At 48.7% G+C, this 16,823-nt stretch carries 12 protein-coding genes; 8 read left to right on the top strand and 4 right to left on the bottom strand.

Annotation, left to right across the window (positions count from 1 at the left end; translation table 11 throughout):
* The first annotated feature begins 71 nt into the window (after positions 1–71).
* Positions 72–1,370: a hypothetical protein gene (locus ACJMM9_RS06155; RefSeq protein WP_405324758.1), complete on the top strand. Its 1,299-nt coding sequence runs from the start codon at positions 72–74 to the stop codon at positions 1,368–1,370.
* 417 nt (positions 1,371–1,787) lie between these two features.
* On the opposite strand, the gene thrC is transcribed toward ACJMM9_RS06155, so the two are convergent.
* Positions 1,788–3,128: a threonine synthase gene (gene thrC, locus ACJMM9_RS06160; RefSeq protein WP_073423410.1), complete on the bottom strand. Its 1,341-nt coding sequence runs from the start codon at positions 3,126–3,128 to the stop codon at positions 1,788–1,790.
* A gap of 328 nt (positions 3,129–3,456) precedes the next feature.
* Between thrC and ACJMM9_RS06165 the strand changes: the two genes are divergently transcribed.
* Genes ACJMM9_RS06165 through ACJMM9_RS06180 form a run of 4 tightly spaced genes read left to right on the top strand, consistent with a single transcriptional unit; the run spans position 3,457 to position 9,014 of the window.
* Positions 3,457–4,896, top strand: coding sequence for a hypothetical protein (locus ACJMM9_RS06165; RefSeq protein WP_405324760.1), 1,440 nt, complete (start codon positions 3,457–3,459; stop codon positions 4,894–4,896).
* Positions 4,896–6,140: a hypothetical protein gene (locus tag ACJMM9_RS06170; protein ID WP_405324762.1), complete on the top strand. Its 1,245-nt coding sequence runs from the start codon at positions 4,896–4,898 to the stop codon at positions 6,138–6,140. The genes ACJMM9_RS06165 and ACJMM9_RS06170 overlap by 1 nt, the downstream gene beginning before the upstream one ends.
* 22 nt (positions 6,141–6,162) lie before the next feature.
* Complete coding sequence (locus tag ACJMM9_RS06175) at positions 6,163–7,392, top strand: DUF4912 domain-containing protein (protein WP_405324764.1); 1,230 nt, start codon at positions 6,163–6,165, stop codon at positions 7,390–7,392.
* Positions 7,392–9,014, top strand: a complete 1,623-nt coding sequence (locus tag ACJMM9_RS06180) for a glycoside hydrolase family 57 protein (protein ID WP_405324766.1) — start codon at positions 7,392–7,394, stop codon at positions 9,012–9,014. The genes ACJMM9_RS06175 and ACJMM9_RS06180 overlap by 1 nt, the downstream gene beginning before the upstream one ends.
* Positions 9,015–9,271: 257 nt before the next feature.
* On the opposite strand, the gene ACJMM9_RS06185 is transcribed toward ACJMM9_RS06180, so the two are convergent.
* The 3 genes from ACJMM9_RS06185 to ACJMM9_RS06195 are packed head-to-tail and all read right to left on the bottom strand — an operon-like array spanning position 9,272 to position 13,336.
* Positions 9,272–10,903: a hypothetical protein gene (locus tag ACJMM9_RS06185; RefSeq protein ID WP_405324767.1), complete on the bottom strand. Its 1,632-nt coding sequence runs from the start codon at positions 10,901–10,903 to the stop codon at positions 9,272–9,274.
* 2 nt (positions 10,904–10,905) lie between these two features.
* On the bottom strand, positions 10,906–12,819 hold the full coding sequence (locus ACJMM9_RS06190) for a UbiD family decarboxylase (RefSeq protein ID WP_405324769.1): 1,914 nt from the start codon (positions 12,817–12,819) through the stop codon (positions 10,906–10,908).
* Positions 12,820–12,823: 4 nt separating this feature from the next.
* Positions 12,824–13,336 carry a hypothetical protein gene (locus ACJMM9_RS06195; protein WP_173830879.1) on the bottom strand — a complete coding sequence of 171 codons (513 nt, stop codon included), beginning with the start codon at positions 13,334–13,336 and terminating at the stop codon, positions 12,824–12,826.
* A 200-nt stretch (positions 13,337–13,536) separates the two neighbouring features.
* Here ACJMM9_RS06195 and ACJMM9_RS06200 point away from each other — a divergent pair, with 200 nt between their 5' ends.
* The 3 genes from ACJMM9_RS06200 to ACJMM9_RS06210 are packed head-to-tail and all read left to right on the top strand — an operon-like array spanning position 13,537 to position 16,817.
* Positions 13,537–14,982, top strand: a complete 1,446-nt coding sequence (locus tag ACJMM9_RS06200; RefSeq protein WP_405324770.1) for an oligosaccharide flippase family protein — start codon at positions 13,537–13,539, stop codon at positions 14,980–14,982.
* On the top strand, positions 14,979–15,788 hold the full coding sequence (locus ACJMM9_RS06205) for a phosphorylcholine transferase LicD (RefSeq protein ID WP_088640677.1): 810 nt from the start codon (positions 14,979–14,981) through the stop codon (positions 15,786–15,788). The genes ACJMM9_RS06200 and ACJMM9_RS06205 overlap by 4 nt, the downstream gene beginning before the upstream one ends.
* Positions 15,789–15,800: 12 nt before the next feature.
* Positions 15,801–16,817, top strand: coding sequence for a hypothetical protein (locus ACJMM9_RS06210; protein ID WP_405324772.1), 1,017 nt, complete (start codon positions 15,801–15,803; stop codon positions 16,815–16,817).
* Positions 16,818–16,823 lie beyond the last annotated feature (6 nt).

The following is a 16,823-nucleotide window of genomic DNA, read 5'->3' on the forward strand; positions in this document are numbered from 1 at the left end:
GTTTTTTGTTATTTGATTGCTATATTATAAATATAGCTAATGAATTTTTATGAACAAGTGAGGTGAGTGAAATGGTTTCAAATCTATTCCTTCAGCTAGCACACATTGAATTACTGATGTCTTACCCGGTCAAGGACATTTTGACCTTAGTCAAACGGGATTCCCGGTTCAATGTAAAACTCCTAAACGATTTGTACTTTGAAGATTCATACGTAGATGAAAGCGCTTACCGTTTCATAATGGACAACATCGTCGCGTGGTTGTATGAACGCGGCGAAAACCCAGATGATTTCATTGAACGCATTGTGAAGCGTTGCGCTGCATTTGAAGCTGTTCCTGCTCGTAGCGTTCTTCGCTCCTACTTGCCGTTCGTCTCTTCGTTCTACTCTGCAGAAGATGCTCGCGAACTCTGCTTGGAAATTATCCCAAAACGTTATCCGTTCCTTACCAAGGCAAGTATCCTTCGTAACGAAGTTATCGACGGCAATCGCAGGGTGGACTTCACGTTCCAGTTCGAGACTCCGGGTGTGCTTGCGGCAAACCCGATGCGCTGGATCCGTAGCATGATCAACATCGGACCTCTCCTCTTGAACACGCCTGCATACGAACACATTAGCTATCTCGCATCTCAGACGTCGTTTATCGAAGCTCTTGAAAATAGGGTTCCCGCCGAAATGAAGGAAGACGGTGGTGTTTATGTTAAGGGCGAACTCGTTGGCCGCCACGTTACATTTGATGATTGCGTCAAGGAACACAACCTCGAATGGAAGAACGACGTGGAACGTAGCATCGGTTGTGTGCGTTCCTTGGTGGACATCCGCGACCCGAAGACCGGTGCGCTCCTCATCGAAAAGGATTGCTACTACGGTGCTCCGGCATACATTCTTGAGTTTAATTTCAAGGCAAACGTAAATGCATCAGAACCGTTCCTCAAGCTCATGAGTTCTGTCGTGAAGCAGGAATTTGCTGCTTGGGCGCCGATCCAGAAGGCTCACGAACAGCTCCTCGATGCCATGAACGATTCCGTCACGATCGTGTACTACAAGAGCGATGACTCGATCTCCGTGAACAGCAAGCATCTCATGCGCAATGTCCCGGCTCGAATCCTCCGCAACTTGCTCCGCGAGTACACTGTGACTGGCCGTGAAGAATACGAAAACCGTGAATTCAAGCGCGATCCGGCTATTTGCATGGACCCGCTTCGCCCGAACTTCGAGAGCAGGTTGAACCGCGTCATTGCTCATATCAACGGCTCTGACGATCCGGAACATCCGAGTGAAGGTGTCAAGAAGTATTTCGAAATTGAACGCCATCGTCGTGGTGGATTCCGTTTCGTTCCGAAATGCAAGATTATCTTCAGGGAAGAATAATTTTACTTTGTTCTGAATTTACGAATGTAATCGTAATGTAAGGACTGTAAATTTTATTGAGTGAAGAAATAAGAAAAAGGAAAGAACCGACCCCTGATCATTTTGGTATATTTAGAGCGTTGAGAAAGGTTAGAAAGGTAAATCCTGAAACGACTTTATCATTGCTCCCCTCCTGATAGGTTCAAGGTTCTGGAAACCACTCAATATTTTCTCCTTCTTAGGAAAGGGTTCTTTTAGAGCCCTTTCTCTTTTTTTTATGCATGTCATTCCCGCACACCGATGCGGGATCGCCTTCTTGGGATTGCATAAAAAATACCCTCGACTGATGTCGAGGGTGAAATGTAACTGGATCCTTCGCTTTCGCTCAGGATGACGCGTTAGCGACGGCTTAGGGCCATTGCGCTAACGGCTTACGCGTTAGCGGCGGCGGGCGGCCATCTCTTTAGTAAGGATGTCCATGACGGCACCGATTTCAGCAGGAGCCTTGAACACCGGGTTTGCGTACTTGCTGGCGATGTTTTCGAGCTTCTGTTCGTGGTAGCCGACCTTGAATTCCGTGAACTTGAGGCCGTGTGCCGTGCTGATGACAACGACGTTTTCGTCCTTTGCGATCTTGCCTGCTGCGACGAGCTTTTCGAGAGCGCCGAGAGCGACACCCGTGTGCGGGCAGCAGTAAAGACCGATGCGGTCGCCGCGGTGGGCGGCGTTGGCGAGTTCTTCTTCAGAGACGCTTACGACCATACCGTTGGTCTTCTGGATGGCGCGAACGGCCTTCGGATAGCTGACCGGGTTACCGATCTGGATTGCGCTTGCGAGAGTCTTCTTGGCCTGAACCGGTACGAGCTTGTCGAAGCCGCGTTCGTATGCCTGGTAGAACGGGTTTGCGTTTTCTGCCTGAGCGACGATGATGCGCGGGATGCGGTCGATGAGGCCCATAGCCTTGCAGTCTTCGAAGCCCTTGGCGAGTGCACTTACGTTACCGAGGTTGCCGCCCGGGATGATTACGGTGTCAGGCACCGTCCAGCCAAGTTCCTGGCAGATTTCCGGAGAAATCGTCTTCTGGCCTTCGACGCGGAGGCTGTTCATGGAGTTGGCGAGATAAATGCGGTTGTCCTTCGTGACTTCCTGAACGATCTTCATGCAACCGTCAAAGTCAGTGTCGAGAGCGAGCACGATGCTGCCGTTAGAAATCGGCTGGATGAGCTGTGCGGTGCTGGTCTTGCCGGCCGGGAGGAACACGATGGAGGGAATGCCTGCCTTGGCGCAGTAGGCGCTGAGGGCTGCGGACGTGTCACCGGTAGAAGCGCAAGCGACTGCGTCAATCGGGTGGATGCCCTTCTTGATGATGTGATTCACCTGGCTTACGAGAACCGTCATGCCGAGGTCCTTGAAAGAACCCGTGTGGGAGTTGCCGCAAAGCTTCACCTTGAGGCTTCCGATGCCGAGTTCTTTTGCGAGCGGTGCTGCGTCAAAGAGCGGGCTCCAGCCTTCGCGCATGGTGACGATGTCTTCGACCGGAATGTCCGGGAGCACCATTTCGCGTTTGCTCCAGATACCGCTCATGTCTTCGGGCTTAAAGCTCATGCGGCGTTCGGCAAAGAGCTTCTTCCATTCTTCCGGGCTGCGGCTTGCGAGTGCTGCGCGGTCGTGTTCGACTTCGAGCAGGCTACCGTCCACCTTGCTGCGGTAAATGACGTCGGTCAGCGGGTAGGTATCGTCGCCGTTGATGTTTCTAAAATGAGCGTTAAACTGAGACATAGTAATCCTCTTGATTTTTTACGAGGCAAATATAGCAATTTAGAACTTAGATGGCGGATCGGGTCCGCCATGACGTCATTGCGCTGAGCACATGATTTGTTTGCCTCGGATATAGAATCATACGAGCATGTTTCTGCATCGCTCGGCCTCTTTGTCATTCCGGCCTCCGAGCCGGAATCTGTCAATTAAGTTCTGCCAACTAAGCTCTACCAACTAAACACATCCTACTTCCTAATTCTGAATTCGTTAGCTAGCACCAAATTTCCCAACGGCGTTTTTGCTATATTATGGGCGAAATTTATTTATAAGCAAATACTCGGAGTTCTGAGTGAAAAAGAAAAAATTTATTCTGTTGCCGCTTTTGGCGCTTTTTCTGTCATCGTGCCTGTTTGATACGGATGACGACGGTTTGACAAACTGGCTTTCTGATCAAGGGATGCCTAGCAACTACAAGGTGCAGACTGTAACGGTTGGTGGCTTGAAACCGGTGTCTGCAGAAGTTTTTCAGGATACGCGTCCCAAGAGTGCTTGGGGTGTTGGTGTTGTAGGTGCCGTGTCCGGCATGTCCTATGATCTCGCCTTGGATTTTGCGCTGGACAGTGCATTCCTCGATACCTTGAAAAAGGCTGATTCTGCAAGTTCGGTTTTGTACTTGCGTCTTATTGATTCTTACTATCAGTCTGAATATTTGCCTTCGGGGATTCTTCCGATCGAAGAAGATTTGAATATCAATGTGAGCTGGATCCTTTCGGAAAAGCTGAGTAAGAGTGAATTCAAGGATTTGGGCGAGATCTATGATACTACATGGCTGCGGGATCTCGAGTCCTGGAAAGCCAAGAAAACGGCTGATACGACAATTTCTGTTTCGATTGGCAAAAAGGATTCCCTTTTAGTGCTTGATTTGCCGAGCGCTCTTGTAAATGATGTTCGTAAGAACTCTGGCAATCGTCGTTTGCAGGTTCGCATTTCGGCTCCGGAAGCTTCGACTATTTATCGCTTCTATGGTCCCGGTCACGAAAAGTACTACCCGCAATTCTTTATGGTGGCGGAGAAAAAAGAGAAGTTCCCGAAAATGTTTGACGTGTACCGTGCTGCAGTTATTTCTTCGAACCATGAAACGTGCTCGGACTGCCTCGTGTTGCACGGAGGGACCTTCGATTCTCTTGTCGTCGAGTTCCCGTCCAAGCCGATTATGAAGGCTCTGTCTGATTTCTATGGAGATGAATTCCCTAATCCTCAAGGGGATGGAAACGATGTGCGCCAGGCGGTCGTGATGGCCCAAATGACCTTCTATAGGGACGATTCTAAGGGCGAAAGTCAACTTGGATACCCGATTCGTCTTGATGTGGGGTCGTATGCGGACAGTGCCGATACTGTCGTTCGCCGTTTGGAAAGCTACAAGATTGACAAGCCGAGAGTCCTTGAAAGTGGGCATCCGAACATGGTGTTCTATAAAGGCGATTCTGTGTCATTGCAGGTGACTGCTGGCATGCGCGATTTTATTAACAGGGCCAGCGATGGTCGTTCGTTCAAGATGATGATGCGTCTTGCCTATCCTGTTCTGTTGGATAAGGATACGGTTTTCTATGATCGTGTTGTAGGAGATAGCGACACGCTAGAAGTGTTTTTCCCGCATTACGATTATGCACGATACGATTTTACTTCTATTAAGGAAAAGTCAGCCACGCTTAAGTTGTGGCTGGCCTCGAAGCGCGGCGACAAAAAGGACGAAAAAGCCGCAACCTCTACTGTACGCGAGGGTAAATAATGAAAAAGTTTATTAGTGCTTTGCTTTGTGTTTCGAGTTTCTCCTTTGCGTCGATGATTGGAATTGATGCTCTCGGTGAAGAGCAGATTGCTGGCGGTTCTGCGGCCATGGCTGGTCGTGGTTTTGCGGGTAATGCCAAGACGGGCGAGGCCGAAGGTGTTTCTGTGGTGAACCCGGCACGTCAGGGCTTTGATTCTAAAGTTGTAATGAACTTGAATTTTTTGCTTGATGTTTCGACTGCAGATCGTTCGAATTCTCATTACACGACGAATAACATCTCTATGCCTTCGATGAACCTTTCGTTCCCGATGGGTGATTTTGGTACGATTGGCGTATCGCTGTGGCAGCACTATGCTTCTTCGATTCGTGAAGATGTCGAAAACGAAGAAGAGGACTGGAATTCTAGTATTGAGTACCAGAGCAGCCTTTATGAACTTGTGCCGACTTACGCTATTCGTCTTCCGTTCCTCCGTCCGGTTTCGTTGGGCGCTTCTGCACATTTTGTGATAGGTAGTTTTACCCGTAACTTGATGCTGGGGCCAGACAATAGCGAAATCGCCAAGAAGGATTCCTGGGCGACAAACAATGCTGTTGTGTCGGATTATGTGACGGGTGACTGGGAAATCAAGAATCATCCGGCTTATTACACTTTTGCCGCTCAGTATCGCGGCCGTATGGCTTCATACTTTTTCTCGTTTACGACTCCCTTTACGCTTAGGAATGAGCTGGAGTACAACTTCAGGTTCAGCGAGACGGATACGCTTGCACCGACTCATTATACCCGCGAGATTAAGGTGCCTGCAATGCTTGCAACTGGTGTCAATTATCGCTTTAACAAGCGCCATAACGTAATGGCAGATATCGCCTGGCGCGCTTGGGAGCATGATATTGAAAATGTTGCCGGTAGCTGGGACATGGCGAAGGTGACTAAAACGCAAAGTGACTTTAATATTTCTGTCGGGTATCAACGCGATGGAAGCGAAGTCTTTTACGATGCCTATTGGGATCGCATAACTTACAGAGCCGGCGCTTGGTATAAAAGCTGGTATGTAGAAAATGTTTCTGAAATTGGTGGATCCATTGGTGCTGGTTTCCCGCTCGGTAGAAAGGGAACGATGTTGGATTTTGCCATTCAGGGGGGCGTTCGCCTGACAGACGATGACCGCAACTGGAGTGAATCCTATATTGGTATACGTCTCGGTTTGCTCGGTGTCGGAAGTTGGGGTAAAACCCGTGGTCAATAAGATTCAACAGAAGGAGATCGAAATGGCTACTAAGAAAAAAGATGAGGATGTTAAGAAGACCGCTACTAAGAAGACGGCTTCTGTGAAAGTTTCTGAAAAGAAGACTGTAGCCAAAAAGGCTACAGAAACGGCTGCAAGTTCTGCAACCAAGAAGGTTGGTGCAGAAAAGAAGCAGACTGCTGCAAAGAAAGCTCCTGCCGAAAAGAAGGTTGTCGCCAAGAAGCCGAGCGCAACAGTAGAAAAGGTGGCTGCAAAGGCTGCTCCGGCAAAGAAGACGGCGAAGGCTAAGGCCGAAAAGGTCGAAAAGCCGGCTGCAAAGACAGCGACGAAGACCGCCAAGGTTTCTGCTAAGACGGAAAAGTCTGTTGCTGCAGCAAAGAAGGTCGTGAAGGCTGCAACGAAGGCCAAGAAGGTCGAAGTTGAAGTCGTGGAAACTCCGAAGGCTAAGGTCGCAAAGGCCGCCGCTCCGGAAGCTTTGCCGCAATCCTTCGACGCCGAATACCTCGTGCTCATGCAGAAGGATCCGAACTGGATGCAAGCCTTCTGGGAAGTTTCTGAAGAACGTATCAACGCTGCCAAGAAGGGCAAGGGCAAGCTCGTGCTCCGCTTGTTCGACATCTCGAACGACTTGACCGTGAAGCGCAACAAGAAGCTCAAGTTCCACGATATCGAAGTTCCGGCAGACGCCCGTAGCTGGTACGTGGAAAACAAGGCGACGCAGAACTGCGCTGCCGCTCTCGGTGTTGTCGCTGCAGGCAAGTTTGAACCGCTCGTCGAAGCTGGTCCGATGCAGACGTTCACGCTTGAAGGTTCCGAAGTGAATACAGACAACGTATTCGTTCGCGCATCCCTCGGCGGGGCAACTCTCGGTGGCTTTGGCAGCTCGGGACTTTCTTCGATGTCTGCAAAGAACTGGCTTGAATCGCTTTCGAGTTCTTCGGGTTCCATGTTCTCTGGCGCACTTTCCAGTGCCGCTCTCAAGAGCAACAAGCTTGAACTCCCGAAGGATTCCGTGAACTACGGTAAGGACTTTTTCTTGTGGGTGAAGACCCGCTTGATCGTCTACGGCGGCACACGTCCGGATGCGCACTTGCAGGTGCGTGGCGAACCGTTCCCGCTCAACCCGGATGGCACTTTCAGCTTTGAAGAAGACCTCCCGGACGTGACGAAGATCATTCCGGTCTTTGCTACCGATAAGGACGGCGATTTTCCGACGACAATCGTCCCGATCGTGGTGAAGCGCACGGAATAATGGCAAAGCCTGGTCGCGTACATCTTTTGCTTCACGCGCATTTGCCTTTTGTGCGTGAACCCTCTTTTGACCGGTTCTTGGAAGAGAACTGGTTTTTTGAGGCTATGGCGGAGACGTATTTGCCCATCATCCAGATGCTCAACCGTCTGGAAGAAAAGGGTGTGCCAGGCACTCTCAATTTTAGTGTTTCATCGGCGCTGTTGGCGATGCTTACGGATAAGCTTTTGCTTACCCGTTTTTCGACGCATTTGCACAAACAGCTTGAACTGATTGAATGTGAAAAAGTCCGCTTCCAGGGCAATTCCGAGCTTATGGAAGTGGTGGATTTTTATTACCGCAGGCAGCTTGCGCTCATCAACACGTGGGAGCGCGATTGCGGTTGCGAAATTGTCCCTGCACTCAAACGCTTGGAGCAGATTGGAAAAATCAACTTGCTCACGTGCGTGGGAACGCATCCGTTTTTGCCTGCATACCAGAACGATGTTGATGCCATCCGTTTGCAGCTGAAGATTACGGTCCGTGCATTCGAAGAGGTGTTTGGCAAAAAGCCTCGCGGGCTGTGGCTCCCGGAATGTGGCTATTTTGAAGGATTGGACAGCATCCTTGCGGAATACGGATTCAAGTATTTCTTCTTGGAAACGCATGGCGTACTCTTGGCAAAACCTGCGCCTAAATATGGCGTATTTTCGCCGATCAAGACTCCGGCAGGGCTTTATTGCATGGGCCGCGAACAGAGCAGTTCCATGGAAGTCTGGAGCCGCAAAACGGGCTACCCGGGGCATCCGGAATATCGCGAGTTTTTCAAGGACATTGCGCACGAACGCGAAAGCGAGTATCTAGGCGATTACTTCTTGGCGGCGGGCGCGCACATTGAAACGGGTCTCAAGTATTACCGCATCACAGGTAGCGAAGACAAGAAGATTTATCGTCCGTGGAATGCGCTGCGTCTTGTTGAAGACCACGCGCGACTTTTTGTCGCCAATCGCGAAGCGACTGTGTCGAGCTTGCTTCCGAACATGGATGGCAACAAGGTCTCGATTCTTTGTCCGTACGATGCGGAACTTTTTGGACACTGGTGGTTTGAAGGTCCGCTGTTCATCGAGAAAATGTTTGAACGCGCGGCAAGCTCGAGCGTGGTCGAGATGGCTTCTCTTGAAGATTCGATTCGCGAGCCTGCAGATAAAGACGTTCACAAGCCGATTTTCTCGTCGTGGGGCGAGGGTGGCTTTGGTGAAGTCTGGATGAACGATGAAGTCGCTTTCCAGTACCCGATGTTCTTTAGAATGCGCAAGATGATGGACGATTTGAAGTTGCGCATTTCTAAGGCTGCAGGGAAGGCTTCTTGGAATGCTGTTGGGAATGCGCGCGGTTCAAAAAATGCGATGGCCAAGCGTTTCCTTGCGCAGATGGCGCGCGAACTTGTGCTGTTCCAGGCTTCGGACTGGGCGTTCATGATCCATAACAATTCGGCGGCGGACTATGCACGCGCCCGTTTGAACGGACATTATGAAAATGTCTGTGCGCTTTATAAAGAAGCCGTGAAAGCTAATCCCGATACAAAATTGCTCAAGAAGTTAGAACAAAAAAATAATTTGTTCCCGTGGATCGGGGAATGCTTGTAATAAGCTAAGTCTAGGCTTAAGAACGAGAAATAACTGGATGGGGCTAAAGCCCCAACTCTTTGGCTCGGTTATAAAAATGAGCAAGCTCATTTTTGCAACACTCGCCTTCTGAGTAGTCTTCGTCGCAAACGTAGATACAAGAAATAATGGTTCCCCTCCCCTATCGTGCTACGCACTCCAGGGTCGAGGATGACGGCTCCTCAGGATGACGTTCCCTAACCGCTTCTAACTTCCTACCGTCTACTGTCTACTTCCTACTAATACATCACCATAAAGCTGGTGGTTTTGCCTTTGTTCCCGACGCGGAAGCGGTAAACGCCTGGTGCCATCATTGACTTGACTTTATCTTCTGACAGGCAGTATTTGTTACTTAAATATTTTTCCTGAGAAACCAGATCTCCGCGTCTTGTCCTGATTTCAATAAATTTTTTATCGTGGGGAAGTGGGGCAAAACAAAGAGGTCCTTGTCTCCATGGAACGGGGTAGGCATGCGGTGCGGCATCCTTGTTTACCAAGGGGATGCTTTCTGAATCGCCAAATCTGCTGAAAATCCATAAAGTGGAATCGCTAGTTGTTAATACGGAAGAAAGGCTGTCGAGCGTTTTTGTGTTTTGAATGGTGTAGGGGCTAGCTGTACCGTTGTTAAATGTGATGACCGAAGCTTTCCCGATAAAGTCTGTAAAGTCCGGCTCTACATAGTTGTTGCTTGTGCGGTAAAACTTGAATGCCAGGCTTTCGAGCTCTGGTTTAATGGAGTCCTGATCGTAAAATAGTGCAGACGGCCATTCTGGTTGATCATTGACAATCCATTCTTTTTTTGAAATGGATTTGCTTTTGGGGCCTGATAATGATAGCCTTACGGTGTAATCGTGGAATACGCTGTCGGCATCTAGATGGTAGGGCTTTAACGATGTTTCAAACTGATATTCAAAAGGCTTTGTCGGATTTTTGGAGAAGCTTTCCCAAATGGACCTGTCGAATTCATTTGAAACTCTGTGGAACAGATAAAGGAAAAATGTTGAAACTCCGTATATTTTATGGGAATTGTATTGGTTAACCTTTGAAAGCGGCTCTCCCATATCGCGGAATAGAGATGGAATGTAGGAAAAATAATCATCAATGTCGGAGTTTGTGATTTCTTCGAATCCGGTGGCGGATGCTTCAAACCAGAATAAATGATTGTCCATTATGACATTGAGGTATTGAAGCTGTATGGCGTGATAAAATTCATGAAATACGGTAAGACGGATTCCCTTTGCCCATTCGTCGGCGTAGGAAAAATTGTGTGCGCTGTTGCGCAGCGGAATATAGCCGTTGGCGTAAGAACAAGTGGTTCCGTTTACGGTAATTTCTTCTTTGTTGTAATTATCCCATGCGCCGTAATAGAAATCGTTGTCCAGAAAAATTTGAGAAGTTGTTGGATCGTCTAGCGGAATGGTGAGCGCAAAGCAAGCATTGCAGGCGTATGAACCGTCGGGATCACGAATTTGTTCAACATCAATGATTTCGATTGGATATAGCCCCTCTTTGACTTTATGTTGATAGTGGTGGCTTATGCTTGGGCCTTTCGGTGCTCGCATTTTAAGCTTGTTGACGTAGTAATTCCAGGCTTCTTCCATGCTTTTTGCGGTGCTGTCGGCAAAGGCTTTCGTTGTGGCGTGTGGGCCGTTTAAAACGTATAATACTTGAATGTGGGGCGTTTCAATGGTATAGACTGAATCGTAGTACTGTTCGTAGCTACATCTTTCGTAGTCGAATTGTATAGAGGCTAAACGGGGCTGCTTTCTTTTGTTAATGATGTTCTGGAGAACTTGCATAGTTCCGCATCCACCTTCGTAGGCGTGTACAAAGCTGAATGATGCGATGAGTAATAGTGCGATGAAGCGCATTTTTACAGGACTCCTGCGTCTTTGAGGATTTGTTCTGCCTTTTTCGAAATTTCGGCGGGTACGGTCAGCTGTTGTTGGTGCTGCGGCTTGATGCGGGCGTCTACAATCAGTGGCGCCTTGCATTTCCAGTGTTTGGCTTCAACGGTTTCTTCGAGACCGTAAATATCTTGGGCGGGGTCGGAACGCGTAAACGTGAGCCAGAGAAAATCGCTTAAAATGTTGGCTGTTCCGGCTGCTTTGTTTGTGGTAAGAGCGCCTTCGTCGATGATGGAAATCCAGGGGTAGTTCTCGCGGAATTCCCAGTGGGCGATGGTGTTTTTGAGTTGTTCGAGAGTTTCGAGAGTCGCGGACTTCTCGTTGTTCTCAAGAATCGCTGGGCCTTCGATCATGAGCACACCGGGCATCACGATGGTCGCGTTCTTGAACATTTGCGGGAGCGCAAGCGTTTCTAAATCGCCCGGGTTGTTGCGGAGTTCGCGAATCTTTGCGCCGGCAGCGGCAATCACGACTTTGGAACCGTGGTTGAGGCTTGTTCCGGAGTAGTCGAGCGTGTCGATTGTCGTCGCCGTTTGGAAATGCAAGTCGCGGTCGAAGTGGACGCGTTCGAGAACGTGCGTGAAAAATGCAGGAACGTTGTTTACATCGAGACTTGTGGCAGTTTCATTTGCGATGGCATTCGCGTCAGTAGAAATGCCCGCGGCGTCTTCTTTTGCGGCAATCAGCAAATACTTTGTTAGGCTCGCTTGATTGAATCCGAGAAGCGCATTTGCCGTCTTTAAAAGTTCCATCGGCTCGCGTTCTTCGGGGCTTGCGTACGGTCGGAACGCTTCTGAACCGAGCGCTAGGCAAAGCGGGTGTACGCCAGCGTCATCGACCGCGTGAATCCCGTAAACGCCCGGGAGCGAGGCAGGGACCATTGGCTTTGTGATCGCGTGAATGTATTTCCCGAACAGCGTATCTTCTTGAGGCGGGCGCCCGACGACCGTGAATGGGAAAATGGCGTTCTTTTTGCAAAGCACTTTTGTGACTTTCATACAAGGGAAATCGTGTTTGCCGGAATAATAGCCGATGTGGTCGCCAAATGGACCTTCGGGTTTTAATCCGGGTTCGAGTTCTCCTAAAATACAAAAATCGGCATCGCTAGAGACAAGGTAACCATCATGTTCAAAGTAACGGAAACGGCGGTTGCCGAGCATGCCTGCAAACAAAAGCTCCGAGAGGTTCTCGGGCATGGGCATCACGGCGGCAAACGTGTGCGATGGAGGCCCGCCAATGAAAACGCTCACCTTGAGCGGGCGCCCTTCTTCGATGGCTTTCTGGTGGTGCCTTGCAATGTCGCGCTTGATCTGGTAATGAAGTCCGCATTCTTCGTTCGGAATGTATTCATTCCCGGAAATCTGGATGCGGTACATGCCCACGTTCGTTTGCATGATGCTTGCGTTTTCGCTTGGGCGTGTGGCGACTTGCGGGAGCGTGATGAACGCTCCGCCGTCTAGCGGCCAGCTGACCAGCTGAGGCAAGTCGCTAAGACTGCATTCTTCGAAGTCCTTGATGCTACCGGAACGTCTCGGCAAAGACTTTATTCCGGCAAATCCCGCCTGGAACAGTTGTAACGGGTGCTTGAATGCGTTCTTGAAAAAATCTACCGGGTTTGCCTTGAAATTTACGGCGATTTTTGTCTGCTCGAAGCCTTCACGGAACAGAAAATTGAACCGCTCATCGCTTCCGAAAATGTTACAGGCGGCGCGGAACTTGCTCCCTTTGACATGTTCGAAAAGTAGCGCTGGACCACCCTGCTTAAAATTTTCCCTCGCGATTTCGGCCATTTCCAGGTGTGGATCGACTTCGGCGTGAATACGTTTGAGCATTCCCGCTTTTTCCAAATCCAGCAGGGCCTGTTCGAGGGACTTGTACATGATGTTATCCGGCGGTTGCGGACTGATCTAAAGCTTCGAAAGCCTGGGTCTTTTTCTTTGCTTCTACAAGAGCAATTTGTTCACGGGCCATTTCGCGGGCTTGGATGGCATAAACCATGCTTGCGCTTGCCATGACAATCGAGAACGTGTCTTCGGCAAAGTCCTTGCAGCCCTGGAAAGTCATGTCGTCAAAACAGGTCGTGATGCCCTTGACGGAATCGAACGTGTGCTTTGCTGTAAAGCCGCGGAACGGGCCTTCGCCAAGACGCACTGCGATTTCAATGACATTTTTGGTTTTGCCGGGAGTGACCGCTCCAATGATGCCGGTCCAACTTATTTTTCTGAAACCCGCTACGATTGTGTAGCGTATAAATTCGCCGGATTCAATCATCTTGGGCAATGTGTAGTAAAGAACGGCATTTTTCCCAACGGACAAAGACATCGGCGCATAGCGCATAATATCAAGCGTATCAGAAAGAGTGCCGTATTGCCAAGAAGTTTGACTGAATTGAACCATATGCCAGATAATTTAGAAAAAAGAATTCAAAATTGGGTCCTGAGGTCTAAATTTCAGGTGTTTTTTTAACTTGCTATAAAGTATGTTGCTATTACTGTTGCGGTACTTTGGATTCTCGTAAAAATTAAAGATGATCTGCAAATTGAAGCTGATGAATGACATACGGCCTTATGGGGATTTAAACTATATTTGATCTCGTTATGGAAAATCTAGAAGCAGACAGCAAGTTTCTAAAAAAAGCTTTGATTGTAAATGTTGTGGGGACGATTCTTAAAGTTTGTGGTCCTCTTCTTACATTTGTGATGGCCCGCATTTTTGGTGCAGCGGAATTTGGTATTTTCGTTTCTGCGCAAACTTTGATTTTGACGATTGCTCATTCGGCGACGTTAGGGCTTGACAAGGGCTTATATTGGTATCTTCCGCAGAATAAGCTGAACAGACGCGTTCTACACGATGGCATCATGGAATCGTTCTGGATTTCGGCCGCCATTGCGTTGCTTTGTACGGCGGTCATCTTTGTGGGTTCGTTTACGCCCTATATCTCGGCGGAATTGCCTTGGTATGCACTTTCCCTGTTGTTCTATGTGGGAACATATGTCTTTAGTACCGCGTCAGAGGGAAACCGCCGTCCGCAAAACGCCGTGTTTGTTAATTCCTTTTTGACCGTAACGCTTGCGCCTGCAACATCCATTGCCCTTTATTACGGTGGAATCCCGCATGCTCTCCCGTTGGGCTTGCTTGTGGGGCAGATCGTTGGTTTTATGGTCCATTTTGTCCTGGTCCGTCGGCAATTCCCGGATATGCCGATGAATCCTGGCAAATTGGTTTCTAGAAGCCTGTTGCTTTACTCTCTTCCGCTTGGCTTTGGTGAATTTGTCTCGTCGTTCCTGATTCGTTCAAGCCTCTGGCTTGTCATGCTGTTCCTTGGGCCTGAAAAGGCAGGCGCTTATGGCATAATGGTTACGATTTCAAATGCCCTTCAGACAATTCGCGTCGGCTTCACTCCTATTCTTACTCCTGTCGTTGCGGGCATGGACAAGGATCGTCTGCATACGGACTTGAAACCGGTGTATAGTTATTGCGTTTTTATGGTGACGTTTATCCAGCTGCTCATTGGGTTCTTCATTGTGCTGTTCCCGGGTGAAATTTTGGGCATTGCCGGCAAGGATTTCATTGTGCAGCCGGAAACTCTGGGGATATTGCTCCTGGTTCATCTTGTTGCAGGCTTTGGAGGAATGTCCATTGTGGTCTTGAACGGCATGGGAAAAAGCCTCTACTCCCTTAAAATGGATGTCCTTTCACTTGGCGTGGCGCTTATTTCGGGATATTTCCTGATTCCCGCTTTTGGGCTTGTCGGTGCGGCGCTTTCTATGCTTTGCTATAATCTGGTGGCGATTGTTTGCAATAACATATACCTTTTCAAAATGGGACTGTGGCCGTATTCTTCGAAGCTCATTTCCCAGATTGTGTGGATTGTCGGGCTTATTGCATTCTACATTGTAATCAATGCAAAATTTACAGATTTGGACTTGATTACAAAAGCCCTTGTATATGCAGTGGTTCTTGCCATGCTTGGTATTTATTGGGTTGTCCAGAAGAAAAAAATTGAAGCGGATAAGGATTCTGCGCAGAAGGTATCGAAATGAAAAAAATCTCGCGAGAAGAAGCTAGAGAAATACAGATGTGCATTCTGGATGAGATTGCTAGAATCTGTAAGGAAAACGGATTGCATTACTACATCGCTTGTGGTACGCTTCTGGGGGCTGTCCGCCATAAGGGTTATATTCCCTGGGACGATGACATGGATATCATTGTCATGCGCGATGATTATGACAAGCTGATTTCTTTGCTGAAAGACAAATCCGTAAAGAAACCTGAGTGGCTTGATGTTGTTGATGATACGAATGAGGACTATTTCTGCCCGTTTGCAAAGGTGACGGATAACCGTACTCGTGTGAAGATGGATAGGCATAAGGAAAATGGGGGCCTCTGGGTTGATGTGTTCCCTTATGATGGCCTTCCGTCTTCGATGTTCTTCGCTAAGATTTATACCAGTATTGCAGCTCTGATTCGTGTTATCTGCCTTGCGATGGATACCGATTTTTCATCGAAAACATTAAGTTTTTGGAATTTGCTGTATAAGCGTTTCTTCAACGCCTTTACTTGTGTTATTGGCCGCAAGCGGTTCTGCCGTTTTGTTGAATGGTTCCATCGTCGTTTTGATATTAAAAAGTCGAAATATGTGACAAGCCTTTTCTTTGACACGCGCGTTGATACGATTCTTGATAAGGAAATGCTTTTGCCGCAGGCGGAGTTCCAGTTTGAAAATCGTAAGTACACGGGATTTGCAAATTATGATTATGTTTTGTCCCGTGCTTATGGTAACTATATGCAGTTGCCACCTGAAGAAAAGCGTATTACGCATGATTTCGATGTTTGGTGGAAAGAATAGCGAGGTTCTTGCATGCCTTCTGTGAAATATCTTTTTGTGTTGACAAGTTCCCCGAAGGACTTTTTCTGCGAGCAGACGCTTGTGGCGATTGCTTCGCTGCGCGTCCATAACCCGAATGCGTTCGTGACGCTTTTGACGGACGACAAGACGGCTGAAACTCTGACGGGTCCGCGTGCGGTCTTGAAGGATGCGGTCGATGAACTCAAGGTATTGACGCTTGATGAAAAGTTCACGCCGATGCTTCGTTCTCGTTACCTCAAGACGGTGATGCGCAACGTGGTTGATGGCGACTTCTTGTACATGGATTCGGATATCGCAATTGTCGATGACCTCTCGATTCCGGACGAATGGCGCGGTGGCATTTATGCCGTGCTCGACTTCCACACGAATCTCTCGAAGGCGATTAACCGCAAGAAGGTCTTGAACAACGCGAAGATGATGGGCTTTTCGCCAATCCTCAACGACGAGATTTTCAACGGGGGCGTGATGTTTGCCGCCGATACGCAAGAAGCCCGCGAGTTCTTCAAGACTTGGCATGAACTTTGGCTTTACTGCGTTTCCAAGAACTTCCCGTATGACATGGCTTCGCTTGCTGAAACCAATTACAAGTTCGGTTATATCACGAAGAAGATGGATGGCGGCTGGAACTGCCAGCTTGCTTATGGCAACCGTTTCTTGCCGACGGCGAAGGTGTTGCACTTCTTTGGTTCGCGCATTATCGATACGCGTGGCCGCAAGGTGCCGGAATCGATGAACATCTTTTTGCCGAAGATTTTGCGCAAGGACTTTTATACGAACTTGAAGAACCTCCCTGTGACGGTGAATGCGGACAAGTCCATTCACATCAACGAATATTACGATGACGTGATTGCGCATGCGAAGGATGCGTTCATGTACCAGACGAACAAGGTTGGCGCTGCTGGTGCCTACATCATTCGCTCTTATGCGTTTGCAAAATCGCTTGCCTGGCTGTACAAGAAAATGCCATTCCTCGTAAAGCCTTTGGAAATCCTGGGCAAGCTTTTCTAGGGGGCG

Source organism: Fibrobacter sp., assembly GCF_045112255.1.
Classification (GTDB): Bacteria; Fibrobacterota; Fibrobacteria; order Fibrobacterales; family Fibrobacteraceae; genus Fibrobacter.

Bases quoted from the DNA above. Each gene is read 5' to 3' on its own strand.
- ACJMM9_RS06175 (WP_405324764.1), top strand. From the start codon at position 6,163: ATGGCTACTAAGAAAAAAGATGAGGATGTTAAGAAGACCGCTACTAAG.
- thrC (WP_073423410.1), bottom strand. From the start codon at position 3,128: ATGTCTCAGTTTAACGCTCATTTTAGAAACATCAACGGCGACGATACC.
- ACJMM9_RS06170 (WP_405324762.1), top strand. From the start codon at position 4,896: ATGAAAAAGTTTATTAGTGCTTTGCTTTGTGTTTCGAGTTTCTCCTTT.
- ACJMM9_RS06200 (WP_405324770.1), top strand. From the start codon at position 13,537: ATGGAAAATCTAGAAGCAGACAGCAAGTTTCTAAAAAAAGCTTTGATT.
- ACJMM9_RS06195 (WP_173830879.1), bottom strand. From the start codon at position 13,336: ATGGTTCAATTCAGTCAAACTTCTTGGCAATACGGCACTCTTTCTGAT.
- ACJMM9_RS06180 (WP_405324766.1), top strand. From the start codon at position 7,392: ATGGCAAAGCCTGGTCGCGTACATCTTTTGCTTCACGCGCATTTGCCT.
- ACJMM9_RS06205 (WP_088640677.1), top strand. From the start codon at position 14,979: ATGAAAAAAATCTCGCGAGAAGAAGCTAGAGAAATACAGATGTGCATT.
- ACJMM9_RS06190 (WP_405324769.1), bottom strand. From the start codon at position 12,819: ATGTACAAGTCCCTCGAACAGGCCCTGCTGGATTTGGAAAAAGCGGGA.
- ACJMM9_RS06185 (WP_405324767.1), bottom strand. From the start codon at position 10,903: ATGCGCTTCATCGCACTATTACTCATCGCATCATTCAGCTTTGTACAC.
- ACJMM9_RS06155 (WP_405324758.1), top strand. From the start codon at position 72: ATGGTTTCAAATCTATTCCTTCAGCTAGCACACATTGAATTACTGATG.
- ACJMM9_RS06210 (WP_405324772.1), top strand. From the start codon at position 15,801: ATGCCTTCTGTGAAATATCTTTTTGTGTTGACAAGTTCCCCGAAGGAC.